At 69.8% G+C, this 15,305-nt stretch carries 13 protein-coding genes and 2 pseudogenes; 11 read left to right on the top strand and 4 right to left on the bottom strand.

Annotated elements, in window-relative coordinates:
- The first annotated feature begins 131 nt into the window (after positions 1-131).
- Both AB0P06_RS28810 and AB0P06_RS28805 read left to right on the top strand, forming a co-directional pair.
- The gene (locus AB0P06_RS28810) at positions 132-563 is read left to right on the top strand and encodes a hypothetical protein (protein ID WP_363612359.1); all 432 of its coding nucleotides are present in this window, start codon (positions 132-134) and stop codon (positions 561-563) included.
- Positions 560-4,669, top strand: coding sequence for a hypothetical protein (locus tag AB0P06_RS28805; RefSeq protein ID WP_363612357.1), 4,110 nt, complete (start codon positions 560-562; stop codon positions 4,667-4,669). Before AB0P06_RS28810 ends, AB0P06_RS28805 begins: the two co-directional genes overlap by 4 nt.
- Before the next feature lie 68 nt (positions 4,670-4,737).
- On the opposite strand, the gene AB0P06_RS28800 is transcribed toward AB0P06_RS28805, so the two are convergent.
- Together AB0P06_RS28800 and AB0P06_RS28795 are read right to left on the bottom strand one after the other, a co-directional pair.
- On the bottom strand, positions 4,738-5,034 hold the full coding sequence (locus AB0P06_RS28800; RefSeq protein WP_363612355.1) for a DUF4190 domain-containing protein: 297 nt from the start codon (positions 5,032-5,034) through the stop codon (positions 4,738-4,740).
- A gap of 359 nt (positions 5,035-5,393) precedes the next feature.
- Positions 5,394-6,318: pseudogene (locus tag AB0P06_RS28795) on the bottom strand (oxidoreductase).
- A gap of 104 nt (positions 6,319-6,422) precedes the next feature.
- On the opposite strand from AB0P06_RS28795, the gene AB0P06_RS28790 reads away from it, so the two are divergent.
- The 7 genes and pseudogenes from AB0P06_RS28790 (at position 6,423) to AB0P06_RS28760 (ending at position 12,445) form a co-directional block, all read left to right on the top strand.
- Positions 6,423-7,004 (top strand): TetR family transcriptional regulator, encoded by a 582-nt coding sequence (locus tag AB0P06_RS28790; RefSeq protein ID WP_363612420.1) that lies wholly within the window; start codon positions 6,423-6,425, stop codon positions 7,002-7,004.
- A gap of 123 nt (positions 7,005-7,127) precedes the next feature.
- Positions 7,128-7,286, top strand: a pseudogene (locus AB0P06_RS28785) (peptidyl-tRNA hydrolase); the annotation flags it as partial.
- Between the two features lie 304 nt (positions 7,287-7,590).
- Complete coding sequence (locus tag AB0P06_RS28780; protein ID WP_363612353.1) at positions 7,591-9,027, top strand: glycoside-pentoside-hexuronide (GPH):cation symporter; 1,437 nt, start codon at positions 7,591-7,593, stop codon at positions 9,025-9,027.
- A gap of 20 nt (positions 9,028-9,047) precedes the next feature.
- Positions 9,048-10,700: a glycoside hydrolase family 13 protein gene (locus tag AB0P06_RS28775; RefSeq protein ID WP_363612419.1), complete on the top strand. Its 1,653-nt coding sequence runs from the start codon at positions 9,048-9,050 to the stop codon at positions 10,698-10,700.
- Between the two features lie 103 nt (positions 10,701-10,803).
- Positions 10,804-11,352: a TetR family transcriptional regulator gene (locus AB0P06_RS28770; protein WP_363612351.1), complete on the top strand. Its 549-nt coding sequence runs from the start codon at positions 10,804-10,806 to the stop codon at positions 11,350-11,352.
- 281 nt (positions 11,353-11,633) lie between these two features.
- Positions 11,634-12,125 (top strand): DUF6232 family protein, encoded by a 492-nt coding sequence (locus tag AB0P06_RS28765; RefSeq protein WP_363612349.1) that lies wholly within the window; start codon positions 11,634-11,636, stop codon positions 12,123-12,125.
- On the top strand, positions 12,122-12,445 hold the full coding sequence (locus tag AB0P06_RS28760) for a hypothetical protein (RefSeq protein WP_363612347.1): 324 nt from the start codon (positions 12,122-12,124) through the stop codon (positions 12,443-12,445). The genes AB0P06_RS28765 and AB0P06_RS28760 overlap by 4 nt, the downstream gene beginning before the upstream one ends.
- Before the next feature lie 55 nt (positions 12,446-12,500).
- Here the strand turns inward: AB0P06_RS28760 and AB0P06_RS28755 are convergent, their stop codons facing one another.
- Entirely contained in the window at positions 12,501-12,926 is a 426-nt protein-coding gene (locus AB0P06_RS28755) for a hypothetical protein (protein ID WP_363612345.1), read from the bottom strand.
- A 172-nt stretch (positions 12,927-13,098) separates the two neighbouring features.
- Here AB0P06_RS28755 and AB0P06_RS28750 point away from each other — a divergent pair, with 172 nt between their 5' ends.
- Both AB0P06_RS28750 and AB0P06_RS28745 read left to right on the top strand, forming a co-directional pair.
- Positions 13,099-14,163, top strand: coding sequence for a Scr1 family TA system antitoxin-like transcriptional regulator (locus AB0P06_RS28750; RefSeq protein WP_363612343.1), 1,065 nt, complete (start codon positions 13,099-13,101; stop codon positions 14,161-14,163).
- 198 nt (positions 14,164-14,361) lie between these two features.
- Positions 14,362-14,940 (top strand): class IV adenylate cyclase, encoded by a 579-nt coding sequence (locus AB0P06_RS28745; protein WP_363612341.1) that lies wholly within the window; start codon positions 14,362-14,364, stop codon positions 14,938-14,940.
- Between the two features lie 16 nt (positions 14,941-14,956).
- On the opposite strand, the gene AB0P06_RS28740 is transcribed toward AB0P06_RS28745, so the two are convergent.
- Positions 14,957-15,181, bottom strand: a complete 225-nt coding sequence (locus tag AB0P06_RS28740; RefSeq protein WP_363612339.1) for a hypothetical protein — start codon at positions 15,179-15,181, stop codon at positions 14,957-14,959.
- Between the last annotated feature and the right edge of the window lie 124 nt (positions 15,182-15,305).

Genomic DNA, 15,305 nt, shown 5'->3' with positions numbered 1-15,305 from the left:
CGGGCCCCCTCGCCCGGGGTGCCACGCCACGGCCTCACCGCCGGGCGGGTTGTCCGGGGCGCCGGTCCGGTCTCAAAATGTGGTGGCATACGCATCTGATGTGACGTCATAGAAAAGGTGGCGGGCTGGAGATGGATCCCGAACTGGTAGCGCTGGCCTCGACGGCCGCGGCCGCGCTGGTCGGCCGGCTGGCCACCGACGGCTGGGAGCAGGCCAAGCAGGCGCTCGAGGCGCTCTGGCGGCGCCGGCACCCGGACCGGCCCGAGGAGACGGAGGCCGTCGAGGCCCGGCTGGTCGAGACGCGCGAGGAACTGCTGGCCGCCCGGCTCTCCGGCGACCGGCAGGTGGAACAGGAACTGGCCGTCGAGTGGCGCACCCGCTTGCGCGACGCGCTCAGGGCCGACCCTTCGCTCGCGACGGAGCTGCGCGGGATGCTGACCGAACTCGACCGCGCGAGCCCCGAGTCCGGCGCCGGCGGAAACCGGGTGACCATGCGGGCCACCGCCTCCGACCAGGCGAAGATCTTCATGTCCGGCAACGACATGCACATCACCGGCCAGTGAGTGGACCGGGGCTCCGGCTGGAGGCCTACGCATCCGGCTACGGCACCATCTACCTGGCCGCCGGGGACCAGCACATCACCGTACGTGACCTGCACGTGCACCACGGGGACGGTGTCCACCGCGTCCGCCGGATCGAGTCCCACCCGGAGAGCGGCGACGACTGCCCGTACCCCGGCATGACCGCCTTCGGAGCGGAGCAGTCGAAGTGGTTCTTCGGCCGGGACAGAGCCCTCGCCAAGCTGACCGGCCGACTGGACGAGTGCCTGCGGGACGGCGGGGCGGTCGCGGTGGTGGCGGCCTCCGGCACCGGCAAGTCCTCGCTGCTGCAAGCCGGTCTGGTGCCCGCGCTCGCCCGTGGGACGCTGCCCGGCTCGCGCCGGTGGCCCTGCCTGCTGTTCACGCCGGGCGCCCACCCCGTGGCCGCGCTCACGAGGCACCTGGCCGCGCTGACCGACAGCGAACCCGACGACGTCGAGGGCGAGTTGGACGGCGATCCACGGGCCCTCGCCGACCGGCTCGGCGGCGCGCTCCGCAGCCGGGGCGCCGACCGGCTGATGGTGATCGTCGACCAGGCCGAGGAACTGTTCACCCAGACCGCCTCGGAGGACGAGAGACGACGGTTCATCACCGCGCTCGCCCGGCTCACGGACTCCCCCGGCCCGTCCACCGGCGGCCCGCCGGCTCTGGTCGTCTACGGCGTCCGCGCGGACTTCTACGCCCGCTTCGCCCAATACCGCCCTGTCCACGAGGCGTTGGAGCGCCGCCAGGTCTTCATCGGCCCGATGTCGGAGACCGAGCTCCGGGAGGCGATCCTCTTCCCCGCGCAGCGGGAGCGGCTGGAGTTCGAAGAGGGCCTGGTCGAACTGCTGCTGAGCGACCTCGGCGTCGCCGCCGGCGGTCTCCACCGGCCCGAGGAGGACGGGAGCGCGGAGCCCTCGGCACCCGGGCGCGGCTACGAGGCCGGACGCCTCCCCCTGCTGGCCCACGCGCTCCGCACCACCTGGCAGCAGAGACACGGTTCGACCCTGACCGTCGACGGCTACAAGGCGTCCGGCCGGATCCACGGCGCCGTCTCGGACACCGCCGAGACCATCTACCGGGGGCTCGACACAGCCGGGCGGGAGGCCGCCGAGGTGCTCTTCCGGCGTCTCGTCAGAATCGGCGAGGGATCGGAGGACACCCGGCGCGCGGTCACGGAGGAGCGGCTCACCGAAGGGCTCGTCCCCGCTGCGGCCGAGGCCGTGCTCGCCGGGTTCACGGGCCGCCGGCTGCTCACCCGGAGCCGTGACACCGTACAGATCACCCACGAGGCCCTGCTGCACGCCTGGCCCCGCCTGCGCACCTGGGTGGACACCGACCGCGCCGACAACCTCCTCCGCCAGCAGCTGGAGGAGGCGGCCGCCGCCTGGGCCCGAACGCCCCGCCGCGACCCCGCCCTGCTGTACCGGGGCAGCCGGCTGGAGGCCGCCCGTGCCTGGGCAGCCCGCACCGGGCGGGCCGGTCTCGGCGCCACGGCCTCGGCCTTCCTGGACGCCTCGATCCGCCTGAGACGACGCAGTACCCTCACCCGCCGCACCGCCGTCGCACTGCTGATCGCGCTCTCGCTGATCGCCATGACGGCCGCGGAGTCGGCCCGGGACCAGAAGAAAGTGGCCGATCAACAGCGCCGGACGGCCGTGGAACAGGGCAACCTCGCCATGGAACGCCTGCTCCAGGCCCGGGCCGAGAATCTGCGCGGGACCGATCCCCAGCTGTCGCTCCAGCTGAGCCTGGCCGCGCTGCGCCTCCATCCGACCCAGGAGGCCCGGACCGGGCTGATCACCACCCTCCAGCAGACCCGTCTCGACGGCGGTTCACAGCCGGGCGCCGTCGGATCGCTCATGGACACCGCCGCCTTCAGCCGGGACGGCGGCATGCTGGCCGTCGGGCGGGCGAAGGGCCAGGAGAAGGGGACGGTCCGGCTCTGGGACACCACCGATGCCGGGTACCCGAGTCTGCTCGCCACCCTGACCGGTCATGCCAACGAGGCCCAGGCGGTGGCCTTCAGCCCTGACCTGCGCCGACTGGTCACCGTTGCGGCCCCCACCCCCGATGGCGCGGCCGCGGGCGAGAAGCCGGCCGACAGCGATGTCATCCTGTGGGACCTGACGGACCGCCACCACCCGCAGCGGATGGCCTTCGACGCCGAGGTCGGCGACCGGGTACAAGCCGCGGTGTTCAGCCCGGACAGTCGCAGGCTGGCCCTCCTCGCCGGCGGCTCGACCGGCACGCTGACCCTGTGGGACGTCGGCGACGGCGCGGCCCCGCGCCGGCTCGGCGGCCCGGTCGCGGCCACGCAGGCCCAGTACGCGGCATTCAGCGCCGACGGCCGCCTCCTGGTCACCGGTTCGGGAACGTTCGAGGCCAAGGACGAGTCGGGCACCCCGGGTTCCGTCACCCACGGGACGGGTTGGCAGGTCTGGGACGTGACGGACCCGACGGCCCCGAGGGCGACAGCCGAAGAGCGGCTGATCAACGGGCCGGTCGTCCTGAGCCCGACCGCCCCGGTCCTGGCCACGGGCTGGAGGCGGACGGTCCTCCTCTGGGACCTCACCGACCCGGGCTCGCCGAGGAAACTGGCGGCCCTCAACAACTCCGACGACGTTTCGGCGTTCGCGTTCGGGCCGGACGGCCGGTCCCTCATCACCTCCTCCTCCGACGGCGGCTCCGTGCTCTGGGACCTCACGGACCCGGCGCACCCCCGGCCCCAGCCGCCCCTGGTCGGCTCGCACGGCGCCGTGGCCGCCTCCCGGAACGAGCTCGACCAGCAGACCCGGGCCGGGAGTTTCCGGCGGATCGAGTCCGTCGCGTTCAGCGGGGACGGCCAACGGGTCCTCCAGGTCGACGGCGGCGGGACGGTCTCCCAGTGGCTGGTCGGCGGCCGCCCGGCCCCGGCCGTGATCGCCCCGGTTCCGGGCACGGATCTGCGCAGTGCCGCGTTCAGCCCCAACGGCCGCCGGCTGGTCGTCGGCGGGCGGTCGGGTGACGCGCACCTCTGGGACACCTCCGACCCGGCCAGGCCGCAGGAGCTGGCGGTGCTTCCCGGCCGCGCCGGGTGGCAGGCCGTGGCCGTGGGGTTCGACCGGGACTCCACCGTGGTGGCGGTCGGCACGCGGTACGGAGTGTCCTCCGGGCAGGGCGGCGAGGTCACCCTCTGGGACGTGTCCGACCAGGGCCACCCCCGGCGGCTGACCACTCTCGCGGTGCCGTCGGGGGTGGGATCGCTGGCGTTCAGCCCACGGTCCGGAGTGCTCGCCGTCACGGGCGGCAAGGACTGGGCCGACTCCTGGGTGGGCCTCTGGGACACGGACGATCCCTCCGCCCCCGTCCAGCTGAAACTGATCGAGCGGCTCAGCCCGCTGGTCAACTCCTTGACGGCCCCGACGGGCTCCGGCGGCGGACCCCTCGTCACGCTTCCGGACCCCCTGCCCTCCATTCAGCACACGCCGACGGTGTTCAGCCCCGACGGGCGGCGGCTGATCCTTCCGGGATCGCTCTGGGACGTCTCGGATCCCGCCGCGCCGGTTCTGGTGCCCGTCGCCAAACCTGCCGACCCGCTGGCCGGCATCACCAGGCCGCTGTCCGGCACGTCCGCCGCGGCCTTCGGACCGGACGGAACAGTCCTGGCGGACGACGGCCTCGACGGCGTCCGCCTCTGGCAGTCGGGGCAGAGCATCGGACCGGCCCCGCTGGCCACCATCCCGGTGACCGCGGCGCTGGTCCAGGTCGCCTACCACCCGGACGGTGGGCTGATCGCCCTCGGCCAGCGGAACGGTGTCGTCCGGCTCTACGAGACGGCCGATCCGACCGTGCCGGGCTGGGCCGCCGACCTGCCCGATTCCGCCACCGACCTGGCGGACGTCCGTTTCAGCCCCAACCGCAGATCCCTGTTCGTCGTCCGCGACGACGGCTCCGGCCAGCTCTGGGATCTCGGTGCCCTTCCCGCCATCACCGCCGACCCCGTCGGTCTGGCCTGCCGGATCGCGGGAGGCGGCCTCTCGCGCGGCGACTGGGAGCTCACCTACGCCAAGGGGCTGCCCTACCAGGACACCTGCGCGCGAAGCTGAGCCCTCACGCCCTCACGCCGACGGAGCCGACGGGAGAGGCGTCCGCCCGGGGACGGGGCCGGCCCCGGTCAGTGCCCGGTGAGCTGCTGGTGGACGCACTGCTGGTACTGCCGGAGGCTGTCGGGCCGGTAGCACTCCTGCGTGTTGTTGGCGTACCAGACCATGAAGACGGCGACCAGGACGGACACCACGATCGCGAGGAACGACGCCACCACTCCGGTGATGGCCATGCCCCGGCCGACGCCGCTCCGCCTGGCCTTCGTCAGGGCCACGATGCCCAGGATCAGGCCGATGACGCCGAACAGGCCGCCGACGGAGATGATCGAGGTGATCAGACCGATGACACCCAGCACCATGGCTGCCACGGCCAGGCCGTTCCTGCCGACCGGGGACCGCATGCCATGACCGGGACCCTGGGAGCGGGGGGAGTACGGGTCCGTCCCCGTGGCCCACGTCTCGCTGCCTTGCGTGTTCAACAACCGTCCTCTCGTCGACTGAGCAGGACACGATCCTCGCCTCCGGGGTATCGGGCGCGCATCGCGGGAAGGCGGGAGAAAACGCTCCCCCGATCGGGGGAGGCCACCGGTGAGCCACCAGGACATCGGCGGCCGGCTCGGGCACCACGCACGGCGGAAGAGCACCGGAAGAGCACCGGATGAGCAGAGGAAGTCAGGCCCGTCGACTTCCTGTTCAACCGCCCCCACCGGTCCGGCCGGATCCGTCGTCAGGCCGGGGTCGGAAACGCGAACCGCACGTCGGTCAGCTGCTCCGACACCTCCCACAGACGGCGGCCGGTCCCCTCATCGGCGGCCCCGGCCGACAACCGCACCCGCGTCGGTCCGCCGCGCAGCTCGGCCGGTCCGTCCGGGCCCCTCCACCGTCGGCTCGGTCGCCGCGTACAACTGGGGCAGGGCGCCGCGGTCCGGGGCCTGGGCGAGCAGAGGGTTTCCGATGCTGCCGAACACCACCCGCCACAGGCCGACCGGCCCACTCGTCTGCAGGCTGGTGGCGGTGTAGCCGGGATGGGCAAGCACGCTGCGCACCGGGCTGCCGGCCTCGGCCAGCCGTCGGTGAAGCTCCCGGCCGAAGACGGCGTTGGCGAACTTCGACTGGTCGTAGAAGGCCATCGGCGAGTAGCCGCGCCCGCCCGCGAGGTCGTCGAAGCGCAGGCGACCGTTCCGGTGCCTGATCGAACTCACCGTGACCACGCGGGGATCGCGCCCGACGGCCAGCAGGTCGAGGAGCAGCCCGGTGAGCGCGAAGTGACCGAGATGGTTGACGGCGAACTGCAGCTCGTGGCCCTGCGCGCTCAGCGATCGCGGCGGCGCCATCACGCCCGCGTTGTTCACGAGCACGTCCAGCCGCGGATGATCGGCGCGCACCTGGTCGGCGAAGGACCGGACGGAGTCGAGATCGGCCAGGTCGAGGTGGCGCACCTCAAGACCGGCGCCCGGCTGCTGATCGGTGATCTCCGCGACCGTCCGGTCCCCCTTCCCCACGTCCCGCACCGCGAGGATCACGTGCCCGCCCCTGCGGACGAGTGCGCGGGTGGTCGCCAGGCCGAGGCCACTGCTGGCTCCGGTGACGACGAACACCCGCCCTGTCTGGTCCGGGATCTGATCGATCGTCCAGCGCTGTTTCTGTGTCATTCGGCACATGCTGTCGCTGGTGTCACTCGGTGTCAAGATGCCCCCGAGTGCCGCGGAAGGCATGGCGTTACCATGGGCCGGTGAGCACCCGCCCCGAATTCACCATGGCCGAACGCAAACGCCGACTCGTCTCGGACGAGCTCACCGCGGCAGCGCTGGAGCTGCTCACGGTGAAGGGGTTCGACGTGGTCACCATCGACGAGATCGCGGCCGCCGCCGGCGTGTCCAAGCGCACGTTCTTCCGGTACTTCGCGTCCAAGGAGGACGTGGTCGTCCAGTTCCTGGCCGACCTGGGCACCGGCATGCGCGCCGGACTGGCAGCCCGCCCCGTCGGGGAGCGGCCCTCCGTGGCACTGCTGCACGCCGTCTCGGTCCCCGTCAGGGCCTGCGGCGACCACGCCGACCGGGCCCTGCGGGTGGTGCAGCTGATCCTGCGGACCCCCGCCCTGCTCGCCCGCTTCCTGGAGCGCCAGGCGCGATGGCGCGACGAGCTGACCGCAGAACTGGCGCTCCGCCAGGGGCTCGACCCCGACACCGACCTTTATCCGCGACTGGCCGCCGGAATGGCACTGACCGCCTTCGACGCCGTGCTGCAGCGGTGGAGCGACAGCGACGGCAGCGAGGATCCCGCCGAACTGACCGCCCGGGCCTTCGCCGTCATCGCCCCGGCACTGGACGCCCCCTGACCTGCTCGCGCTCGACATGGCCGAGCACACCCGGGAGGCAGGTCACGCGGGGTTCGCGCAGTTCACCGCCGTGCACGTGACGGTTGTGGTCGCAGAGCCGCCGGAGTAGCCCACAAGCCCCCCTTCGCGCTCGCGGTGCGGACCGCCTCGCCGGAGGCCTGGGCTGAGCTGCTCGCCAGCGAGCTGCCGGTGGTGCAGGACGCGGGATCCACCGAGATCGCCCCCGGGCCGACTGTTGCCCTCGAAGGGGGCGGGCGTTACTGCCCCCTCCCGCGCCTACGGCGCGGAGATCCCCTGGGCCGAGTTCCGTACGACGGGGCGACACGGCACCGATCGACAGCTTCCCGACGCCGGATCGAGGCGTTGGACGAAAGCCGCATCGGCTCGGGGAACACCAGGGTGGAGCAAGTCGAACGCCGGGTGTACGGTCGTACACGTCGCGGTGTACGGTCGTACATCATCTCGGCGATCGGCCGACGACAGCGACTCCGCGCGCCGCCCGTGAAGCGGTGTGCGCACGCAACGCATGCCTTTCCTCACCTCAGCGACGAGGCGCTCTGCCGGAGCCTCGAAAGGACCGTTTGTGATGCCAAGAACCAGCGGCTCGGTGACAGCTCGCGTCCCATTTCCGGAAAAAGTCGCCTACTCGAGTGGCGACCTCGCGTTCAACCTCGTGTATGTCGCGACGGGCACGTACCTCATGTTCTTCTACACTGAGGTCGTCGGAATTCCGGCAGCAACCGTCGGCACGATGTTCCTGGTGGCCCGTCTGCTCGACGGAGTATGGGACCTCGTTGTCGGCGTGCTGATGGAGAAGCTCAGCTCAAGGTTCGGAAAGGCCCGGCCGTGGCTGCTTTTCCTTGCCGTTCCTTATGGCGCGAGTGCGGCACTTCTGTTCTCGGCTCCGAACCTCGGTGAGACCGGTAAAATAGTCTACGCATTCGCGACCTATATGATCTCGGGTGTCGTCATCTATACCGCGATGAACATCCCCTACGGGGCTCTCAGCGCTCTTATGACCGAAGACGCCGGGGATCGTGGCCTGTTGAGCACGTTCCGCATGGTCGGTGCTTATGTGGGGACACTCATCGTCGCCGCGCTCACCATGCCGCTCGTCGATGCGTTCGGCGGAGGCGCCGGTGCGTGGACGCTGACGTTCTCGCTGTACGGCGGACTTGCCGTTGTCCTCTTCTTCATCGTGTTCGTGTTCTGCAAGGAGCGCGTCGGTTCGTCCCGCGCGCCGGACGAGGCCGGTTCATCCGACGCGGTGACCCCCGTCGTGGCGGTGGGCCGCCCGTTCACGACCCGTGAGGGTCTCGCGTCGCTGCTGCGCAACAAGTACTGGCTCCAGCTCACGCTCCTCGGAATCCTGCTGCTGTCGGCGTACGGCCTTGTCGGGGTCTACCCGTACTACGCCCAGTACACGCTGGGTGACGAGAACCTCGCGACGATGCTCTTCACGTTCCGCACGATCGTCGAATTCGCCGGTGTGTTCCTTGCGATCCCCCTGGTGAGACGGATCGGCAAGCGCAATATCTCGCTGCTGGGATGCGTCGCGATGGTCGTGGGGCAGTTGGTCATCGCGGTGGCTCCCTCGTCGCTTCCGGTCGTCCTCACCGGTCTCTCGGTCGGCGGCGTCGGCGTGGGAAGCATGTTCGCGGTTCTGTTCGGCATGGTCGCCGACACGATCGAGTACGAGGAGTGGCGCAGCGGTTTTCGCGCCGAGGGGCTCGTCTTCGCGGGTGCGACCATCGGGCAGAAGATCGGCGGCGCCCTCGGCGGTGTCTCCATCGGCTGGATGCTTGGATTCGGCGGATTCCGAGAGGGCGGTGGCGCGACTCAGCCGGCATCCGCCATCAGCGCGATCGACTTCGTCTTCATCTGGCTGCCCCTGGTCTTCGCCATCGCGATGGCCGCCGTCCTGGCCTTCTACCACCTCGACAAGGAGCATCCGCAGATCCTCGCTGACCTGCGGAGGCGTCGTGCCGAGTCCGTTTCTCTCGCACCGGAGGGCGAGGCATGAGCCTGCGAAAGCACCACGCGATGACCGGTTCCGCCGTCGAGCACGTGCACGATGCTCTCGACACCGCGGAATGGTGGCGCACCGCGGTGATCTACCAGGTGTACCCGCGCTCGTTCTCCGACTCGGACGGCGACGGGAACGGCGATCTCGGCGGCATCAAGCACCGCCTCGCCTACCTTCGGGACCTCGGTGTCGACGCGATCTGGATCTCTCCCTTCTATCCTTCTCCGCAAGCGGACGGCGGATACGATGTCGCCGACTACCGCGACGTCGATCCGATGTACGGAACGCTCGCCGATGCGGACGACCTGATCGCGACCGCACACGCGCTCGGTATCCGGGTGATCATCGACATCGTGCCCAACCACACGAGTGACGAGCATCCCTGGTTCCAGGCGGCACTCGCGGCCGGCCCGGGTTCTCCCGAGCGTGCCCGGTACTGGTTCGTCGATTCCCCAGGGGTGCCGAACAACTGGCCCAGCGAGTTCGGCGGACCGGCGTGGACGCAGGTGGCGGACGGACAGTGGTACCTGCATCTCTTCGACCGGAAGCAGCCCGATCTCAACTGGGAGAATCCCGAAGTCCGGGAGATGTTCGCGGGGACACTGCGGTTCTGGCTGGACCGGGGCGTCGACGGTTTCCGGATCGACGTCGCCCACCACCTGGTCAAGGCGCCCGGCCTCTCCGACTTCGATGCCGACTGGGACGCGTACAACAGGGGCGCGCTCCCCACCAACGCCGTGCCGTTCGCCGATCAGGACGGCGTGCACGACATCTACCGGGAGTGGCGGGCGATCCTCGACAGCTACCCCGGGGAGCGGGCGATGGTCGCGGAGGCCTGGGTGACGCCCCACGACCGGCTCGCCCTGTACGTGCGACCGGACGAGTTCCAGCAGGCGTTCAACTTCGACTACATGCGCGCGACCTGGGATGCCGAAGCCCTGCGGGCACAGATCAGGACCACGCTGCGGAACGCGGATTCCGTCGGCGCGCCGGCGACCTGGGTGCTCTCGAACCACGATGTCATTCGTCACGCGACCCGGCTCGTGCGGGCCGACCCGACGATGGCACCGTGGATACTCGAGGCCACCGAGCCCCGGCCGGACACCGAACTCGGGCTGCGAAGGGCGCGGGCGGCGACGGCGCTCATGCTCGCCCTCCCCGGCAGCTCGTACCTGTACCAAGGCGAGGAACTCGGCCTTCGCGAGGTGATCGAGCTCCCCGCCGACGCCCGCACGGACCCCGACTTCCTTCGCGGGGGCGGGCACCGCCTCGGTCGCGACGGATGCCGGGTGCCGATCCCCTGGAAGAAGGACGCCCCGGCGTTCGGCTTCAACGACACCGGCGCCTCATGGCTCCCGCAGCCCGCCGACTTCGGTGACTACGCCGTGGACCGGCAACACGGCCGAGACGGCTCCACCCTGGAGCTCTACCGGAGCCTGCTCGCCGTACGACGGCAGCGACAGCTGGGGAACGGGTCGCTCGCGCTCGTCGACCTCGGACCGGATCTCGTGGCACTGGACGTCACCAACGACCGGGGAGCCACCCGGATCGTGCTCAACCTCGGCTCCGCGCCCTGGCCGATTCCCGCGAGCGCGCGCGTGCTCGTGGCGAGCGCGGACGGCGTGACGGACCTCCTTCCCGCCGACTGCGCCGTCTGGCTGGCGGAATAGGCCAGCGGGTGGCCGCCCGACAGGGCCGCCACCCGCTGTGTCGGCTCGCGTACGATCATCCCTGTACAACGCGCAGCCCATACGCAGTCCGGAGGCGGAATCGATGGCCAATCAAGTCGACGCGGGACGTCGGGACCGCATCATCGACGCCGCCGTCGACTGCATCGCGGAACAGGGCGTGGCAGGAACGTCCCACCGGGTGGTCGCCAAGCGCTGCGGAGTCCCGCTCGGCTCGATGACGTATCACTTCTCCGGCATCGACGAACTCCTCTACGAGGCATTCCACCGCTTCACCCAGCGGATCCGCGACCTCGTCCAGAAGAGGTTCGAGCGCATCCTGGAGCCCGTCGACGCCATCGATGCGGTGATCGCGCTCATCTACGACGACTTCGGCGTGGACCAGAACATCTACCACCTCACGTACGAGCTCTACGCCATCGCCTCTCACCGCTCCGAATTCCGTCCGCTGGTCCACGAGATGATCGACGCCGGATTCACCGCACTCCGGACCTACTTCGACGAGGAGACAGCCCGCGCGATCAACACGTACATCGAGGGTGCGTCCACGCACCTCACCTTGGACACCCGCCCGCAGACGGTCGATCAGGTGCGCCACGCCCTCCAGCGGCTGGCCGGTCTCGACGCATCCTGACCCCCGAGGCCCATGGCGCGCCCGCCCGGTGATCCGCGAGGTCCTCGCCGGCCGCAGCGCGTGAAGCCGGAACGTCCGGACCGGACGGACATCCGTTCGGGAGCCCTTTCGCATGCTCTGTCGTTCCGTCAATAACCTTTCCGCAGAGAGCAGTCCCCGCAGCGGAAGCTGTTGCTAAGGTGCTGCTCCTCCGCAAGGTCTGCGGGGCCGCCGGCGGGGTGGCGGGACGGATCGGGGGAACGTGTCCCATGGCACGGAGACGCGACGTCATCGACGTCAGAGTGAGCAGGCGGGTTCTCTGGGTGGGCGCCGACGCCTACCCGCTGCAGAACATCGCGCGGGCCCGGCGGTTCGAGATCGTGCCCAGACGCGGGTACGCCGTACGGGCCTTCCTGAAGGCCGAGATCCTGGTGGTGGTCCTCGGGGCGGTCGCCCTGGCGATCACGGAGAACATCGGCGACTCGTCGTCGCCGTCCGGCCTGGCCACGTTCGCGGCGCTGGTGGTGCTGGCGCTGTTCGTGCTGAACATCGTCAAGCTGGTCAGGCGGCTGCGCCGGCCGATACTGCACCAACTGGTCATCGAGACCTCCAGTTCGTCGGACACGGCGGTGGTGAGCACCGACGTCAAGGAGGTGAACCATCTCATCGGCCTGATCATGGAGGCGATCGACAACCCCCAGGCCGAGTTCCAGCTCCAGGTGGAGAACGTCCACATCGGCGACCAGATCAACCAGTTCGGCGACAACAACACCGGAAAGAAGGTCAACTGGTGAGCGGAAGCTTCCACATCGGCGACTCGGTCACCCAGCACGGCGACCACAACGTCGGCATCATCAAGAACCAGGCCCCGGCCGACCCCCGGGCCGCGATGCGGGAGATGATCACCGCCGTCCAGCTCCTGCGCAACCAGGTGCCGGCCGAGGACCAGCAGGTCATCGACGAGTCCCTGGAGGCCATCGGGACCGGCGAGAACGTGCCGCCGGGCACCCTGCGGCAGGCGCTCAGGAACATCAACGGCGTCGCGTCGATGGTCACGGCGGGCGTCCCGGTGATCGAGGCGGTCCGCCGGGTGCTGGAGTCCCTGGGCATCTGAGAGCGGCGGCGGCGCGGATGGCGCCGCCGCCCCTTCGGGTGTGGGCCCGTCCGCGTCAGAGGGGTGGCGGCGGTGCGAGGTGCGCCCAGAAGCGACTGGTCACCGTGCCGCACTCGACCAACTCGTGGCCCCAGTCGGCGGACAGCTCGCGGACCAGCCGCAGGCCCGGGGATCCCCCGCCGCCGACCGGGAGGCGTTCACGGACCGGCAGGCCGGTGTCGCACACCTCGATCCGCAGCCCGGTGAAGGCGGAGTGGTCGAACACCACGTCGATGGGCAGGTGTTCGGGTCTCCAGGGCCGCAGCACGGCGGCGGTGATCAGCTCGGTGATGATCAACTCTGCGTCCTCGATATAGTGTTCGCCGCCCTTGAAGTCGGACAGGAACCCTCGGAGGAGTATGCGCGCCGCCGCAGCCGAGGTCGGGTGGCGGGGCAGCGAGCAGAACTGGTCACCGAGGGTTCTGTCAAGGGCTTCGGGCATGGATGTGCCACCTTCTGGATGCATGGGGGTTTCCGCGCGCGGGCGCGGCGCTTCGTGCACTCACTAGTGCAAGTACGTCCGGCAGTTCCATGATTAAGCATCGGCTGTTCCGGATCGGGTGACGAGGGATCAGCCAGTTCCAAGGCACGCCATGACACAGGGGGCTCGCACCATGACCCGCAAGAAGTCCACGAACCCGAACCTGCGATCGAGCGCGGGCGCCGTGTTCGGCGCCGTCCTGCGCCGCCTCCGGGAGGCCAAGGGCGTCTCCCAGGGCGAACTGGCCGCGCTCGTCCCGTGCAGCCGCCCCCACGTCTCCCGGATCGAGGCCGGCACGCGCACCCCGCCGGAGGACTTCGTCATCACCGCCGACGAGTTGCTGGAGACAGGCGGTCAGCTGATGGCGCTGTGGAAGGAGATCGACTGGTACGCGCGGGTGGATCACCCGGACTGGTTCCGGCGCTACGCGGGCTTCGAGGAGAAGGCCTCGACGATCTGCGAGTTCCAGATCGCACGTATCTCAGGTCTCCTCCAGACAGAGGCCTATGCCCGAGCTCTGTTCGAGTCGGGAAGCGCAGCAGGCAACCCCGAGTTGATCGAGGAGCGGGTGACGTCCCGGCTCGCTCGTCAACACCGGCTGACCAGTCCTGACGACGGGCCTCTCTTCATGGTTGTGCACTCCGAGGCAGCCATCCGCTCGCTGGTAGGCGGCCCCGAGGTCATGTACGAGCAACTCGGACACTTGCTGCGGATGGGGGAACTCCCCGACATCGTGCACCAGATCGCGCCATTCACTCTCGGTGCACGCGCCCCGTTCGGCACTCCCATGTCGCTGATCACGTCGCCTGACGGCAAGACGCGGATCTACTCCGAAAGCCTGGATTATGGACACTTCATCGAGGATCCAAGGGAGGTCCAACGCACGCAGCGGACTTATGATCTCCTCCAGGCGAACGCGCTGTCTCCCCGAGAAAGCGCCGCCCTGATCCGCAGTGTGAGGGAAGGACTTCTCAACATGGCACCCATCAAGGCCAATGCCTCCAAGGCTCCATGGCGCAAGTCGAGCTACAGCGACAACAACGGCGGTCTCTGCGTCGAGGTGGCCGACGGCCACCCCGGCCAGCTGGTCCGCGACTCCAAGGACCCCGAAGGCCCCGTCCTCACCTTCTCCCCCAACTCCTGGCAGTCCTTCGTCGACGCCATCCGCGCCAACGAATTCCCCACCCCCAACTGCTGACTCCACCTCAGCCCACCCCACCGAGGCCGGGCCTTGCTCCACGGCCGGCCTCGGGCACGTCCACGGTCGCCCGCACTGACCCAAGAGCCCCGAACTCCCTCCCATACGGAGGATCGTCGGGCCGCCCTGGGGTCGGCCGTGCATTTCCATTCAGCAATCCGGCCCGCGTGTACTCGGCGGTCAACACGGGAGGGTGACATGGAAGACGGCACGATCGAGGTGGAGCGGAAGCGGGAGCTTCCGGACGGCGGTGCGGGCGTTCGGCCCCTGCTTGCCGAACTCGGTTGTGTGGGCAGCGCGCCGGTGACCGAGATCGACACGTACTACAGCCGCCCCGATGTGGACTACCTGGCGACCGTGGAGTGCCTACGGGTGCGGCACCGGGGCGACTTCGCAGAAATCACGTACAAGCCCGCGTCCAACCCGACGACGCACGGGAGTGACGACGTGGTGTCCAAGGTCGAGACGAACGTCGTTCTCCGCGACGGCGGGCAGGCCTCCACGGCGGAACGGCTGCCCGACTGCATCGGAATGCGGGAGCTGGTCAGGGTCGAGAAGACACGCACCAGCTACCGGCATCCGGATACCGCCGGTGTGACAGTCAGCATCGACACGGTGGCCGGGGTCGGCACCTTCATCGAGACCGAAGTGAACCGGGCCACGGCTGCCGGGGCCGCCGAGCTCATCGAGGAGACCGAGAAGGCTCTCGGCATCATCGGGAACCCGACGGTCGCGATCCCGTACCGCGACCTGGTGCTGCGGCAGCTGAACGGCTGACGCCCCGCGGGGGTGGTCAGTCGCCCAGGCAGGCGTGCAGCTGGCCGAGAGCGAAGGAGGCGCCCCCCGCCCAGTAGTTGACGTTGTAGGCCGCCAGGCACTGGTCGGTCTTCGACGGCTGATCAACCCCGGGTTCGAGCGACGTGTGGACGACGGCCGTCGGCGCGGCGTTCGCCTGGGTCCCGGCGGTCAGGACCAGCAGGGGCGCCAGCACAGCTACGGTGGCCGCTGCGGTGGCCATTCGGCGGATTCTCATAGAGCGTCGACTCTCCTTACTGATCGTTTCAAAATGAGTTCAGCTCAGGGGCTTGGCAGTTGATGTGTTCGGGCGGCAGAGTGCTCCACGTGTCGGATGATCTTGTGCC

The sequence above is a fragment of the Kitasatospora sp. NPDC088351 genome (genome assembly GCF_040685575.1).
Taxonomy (GTDB): domain Bacteria; phylum Actinomycetota; class Actinomycetes; order Streptomycetales; family Streptomycetaceae; genus Kitasatospora.
The sequence above is the reverse complement of the archived record's forward strand: the minus strand, read 5'-3'. Positions and strand labels throughout refer to the sequence as shown.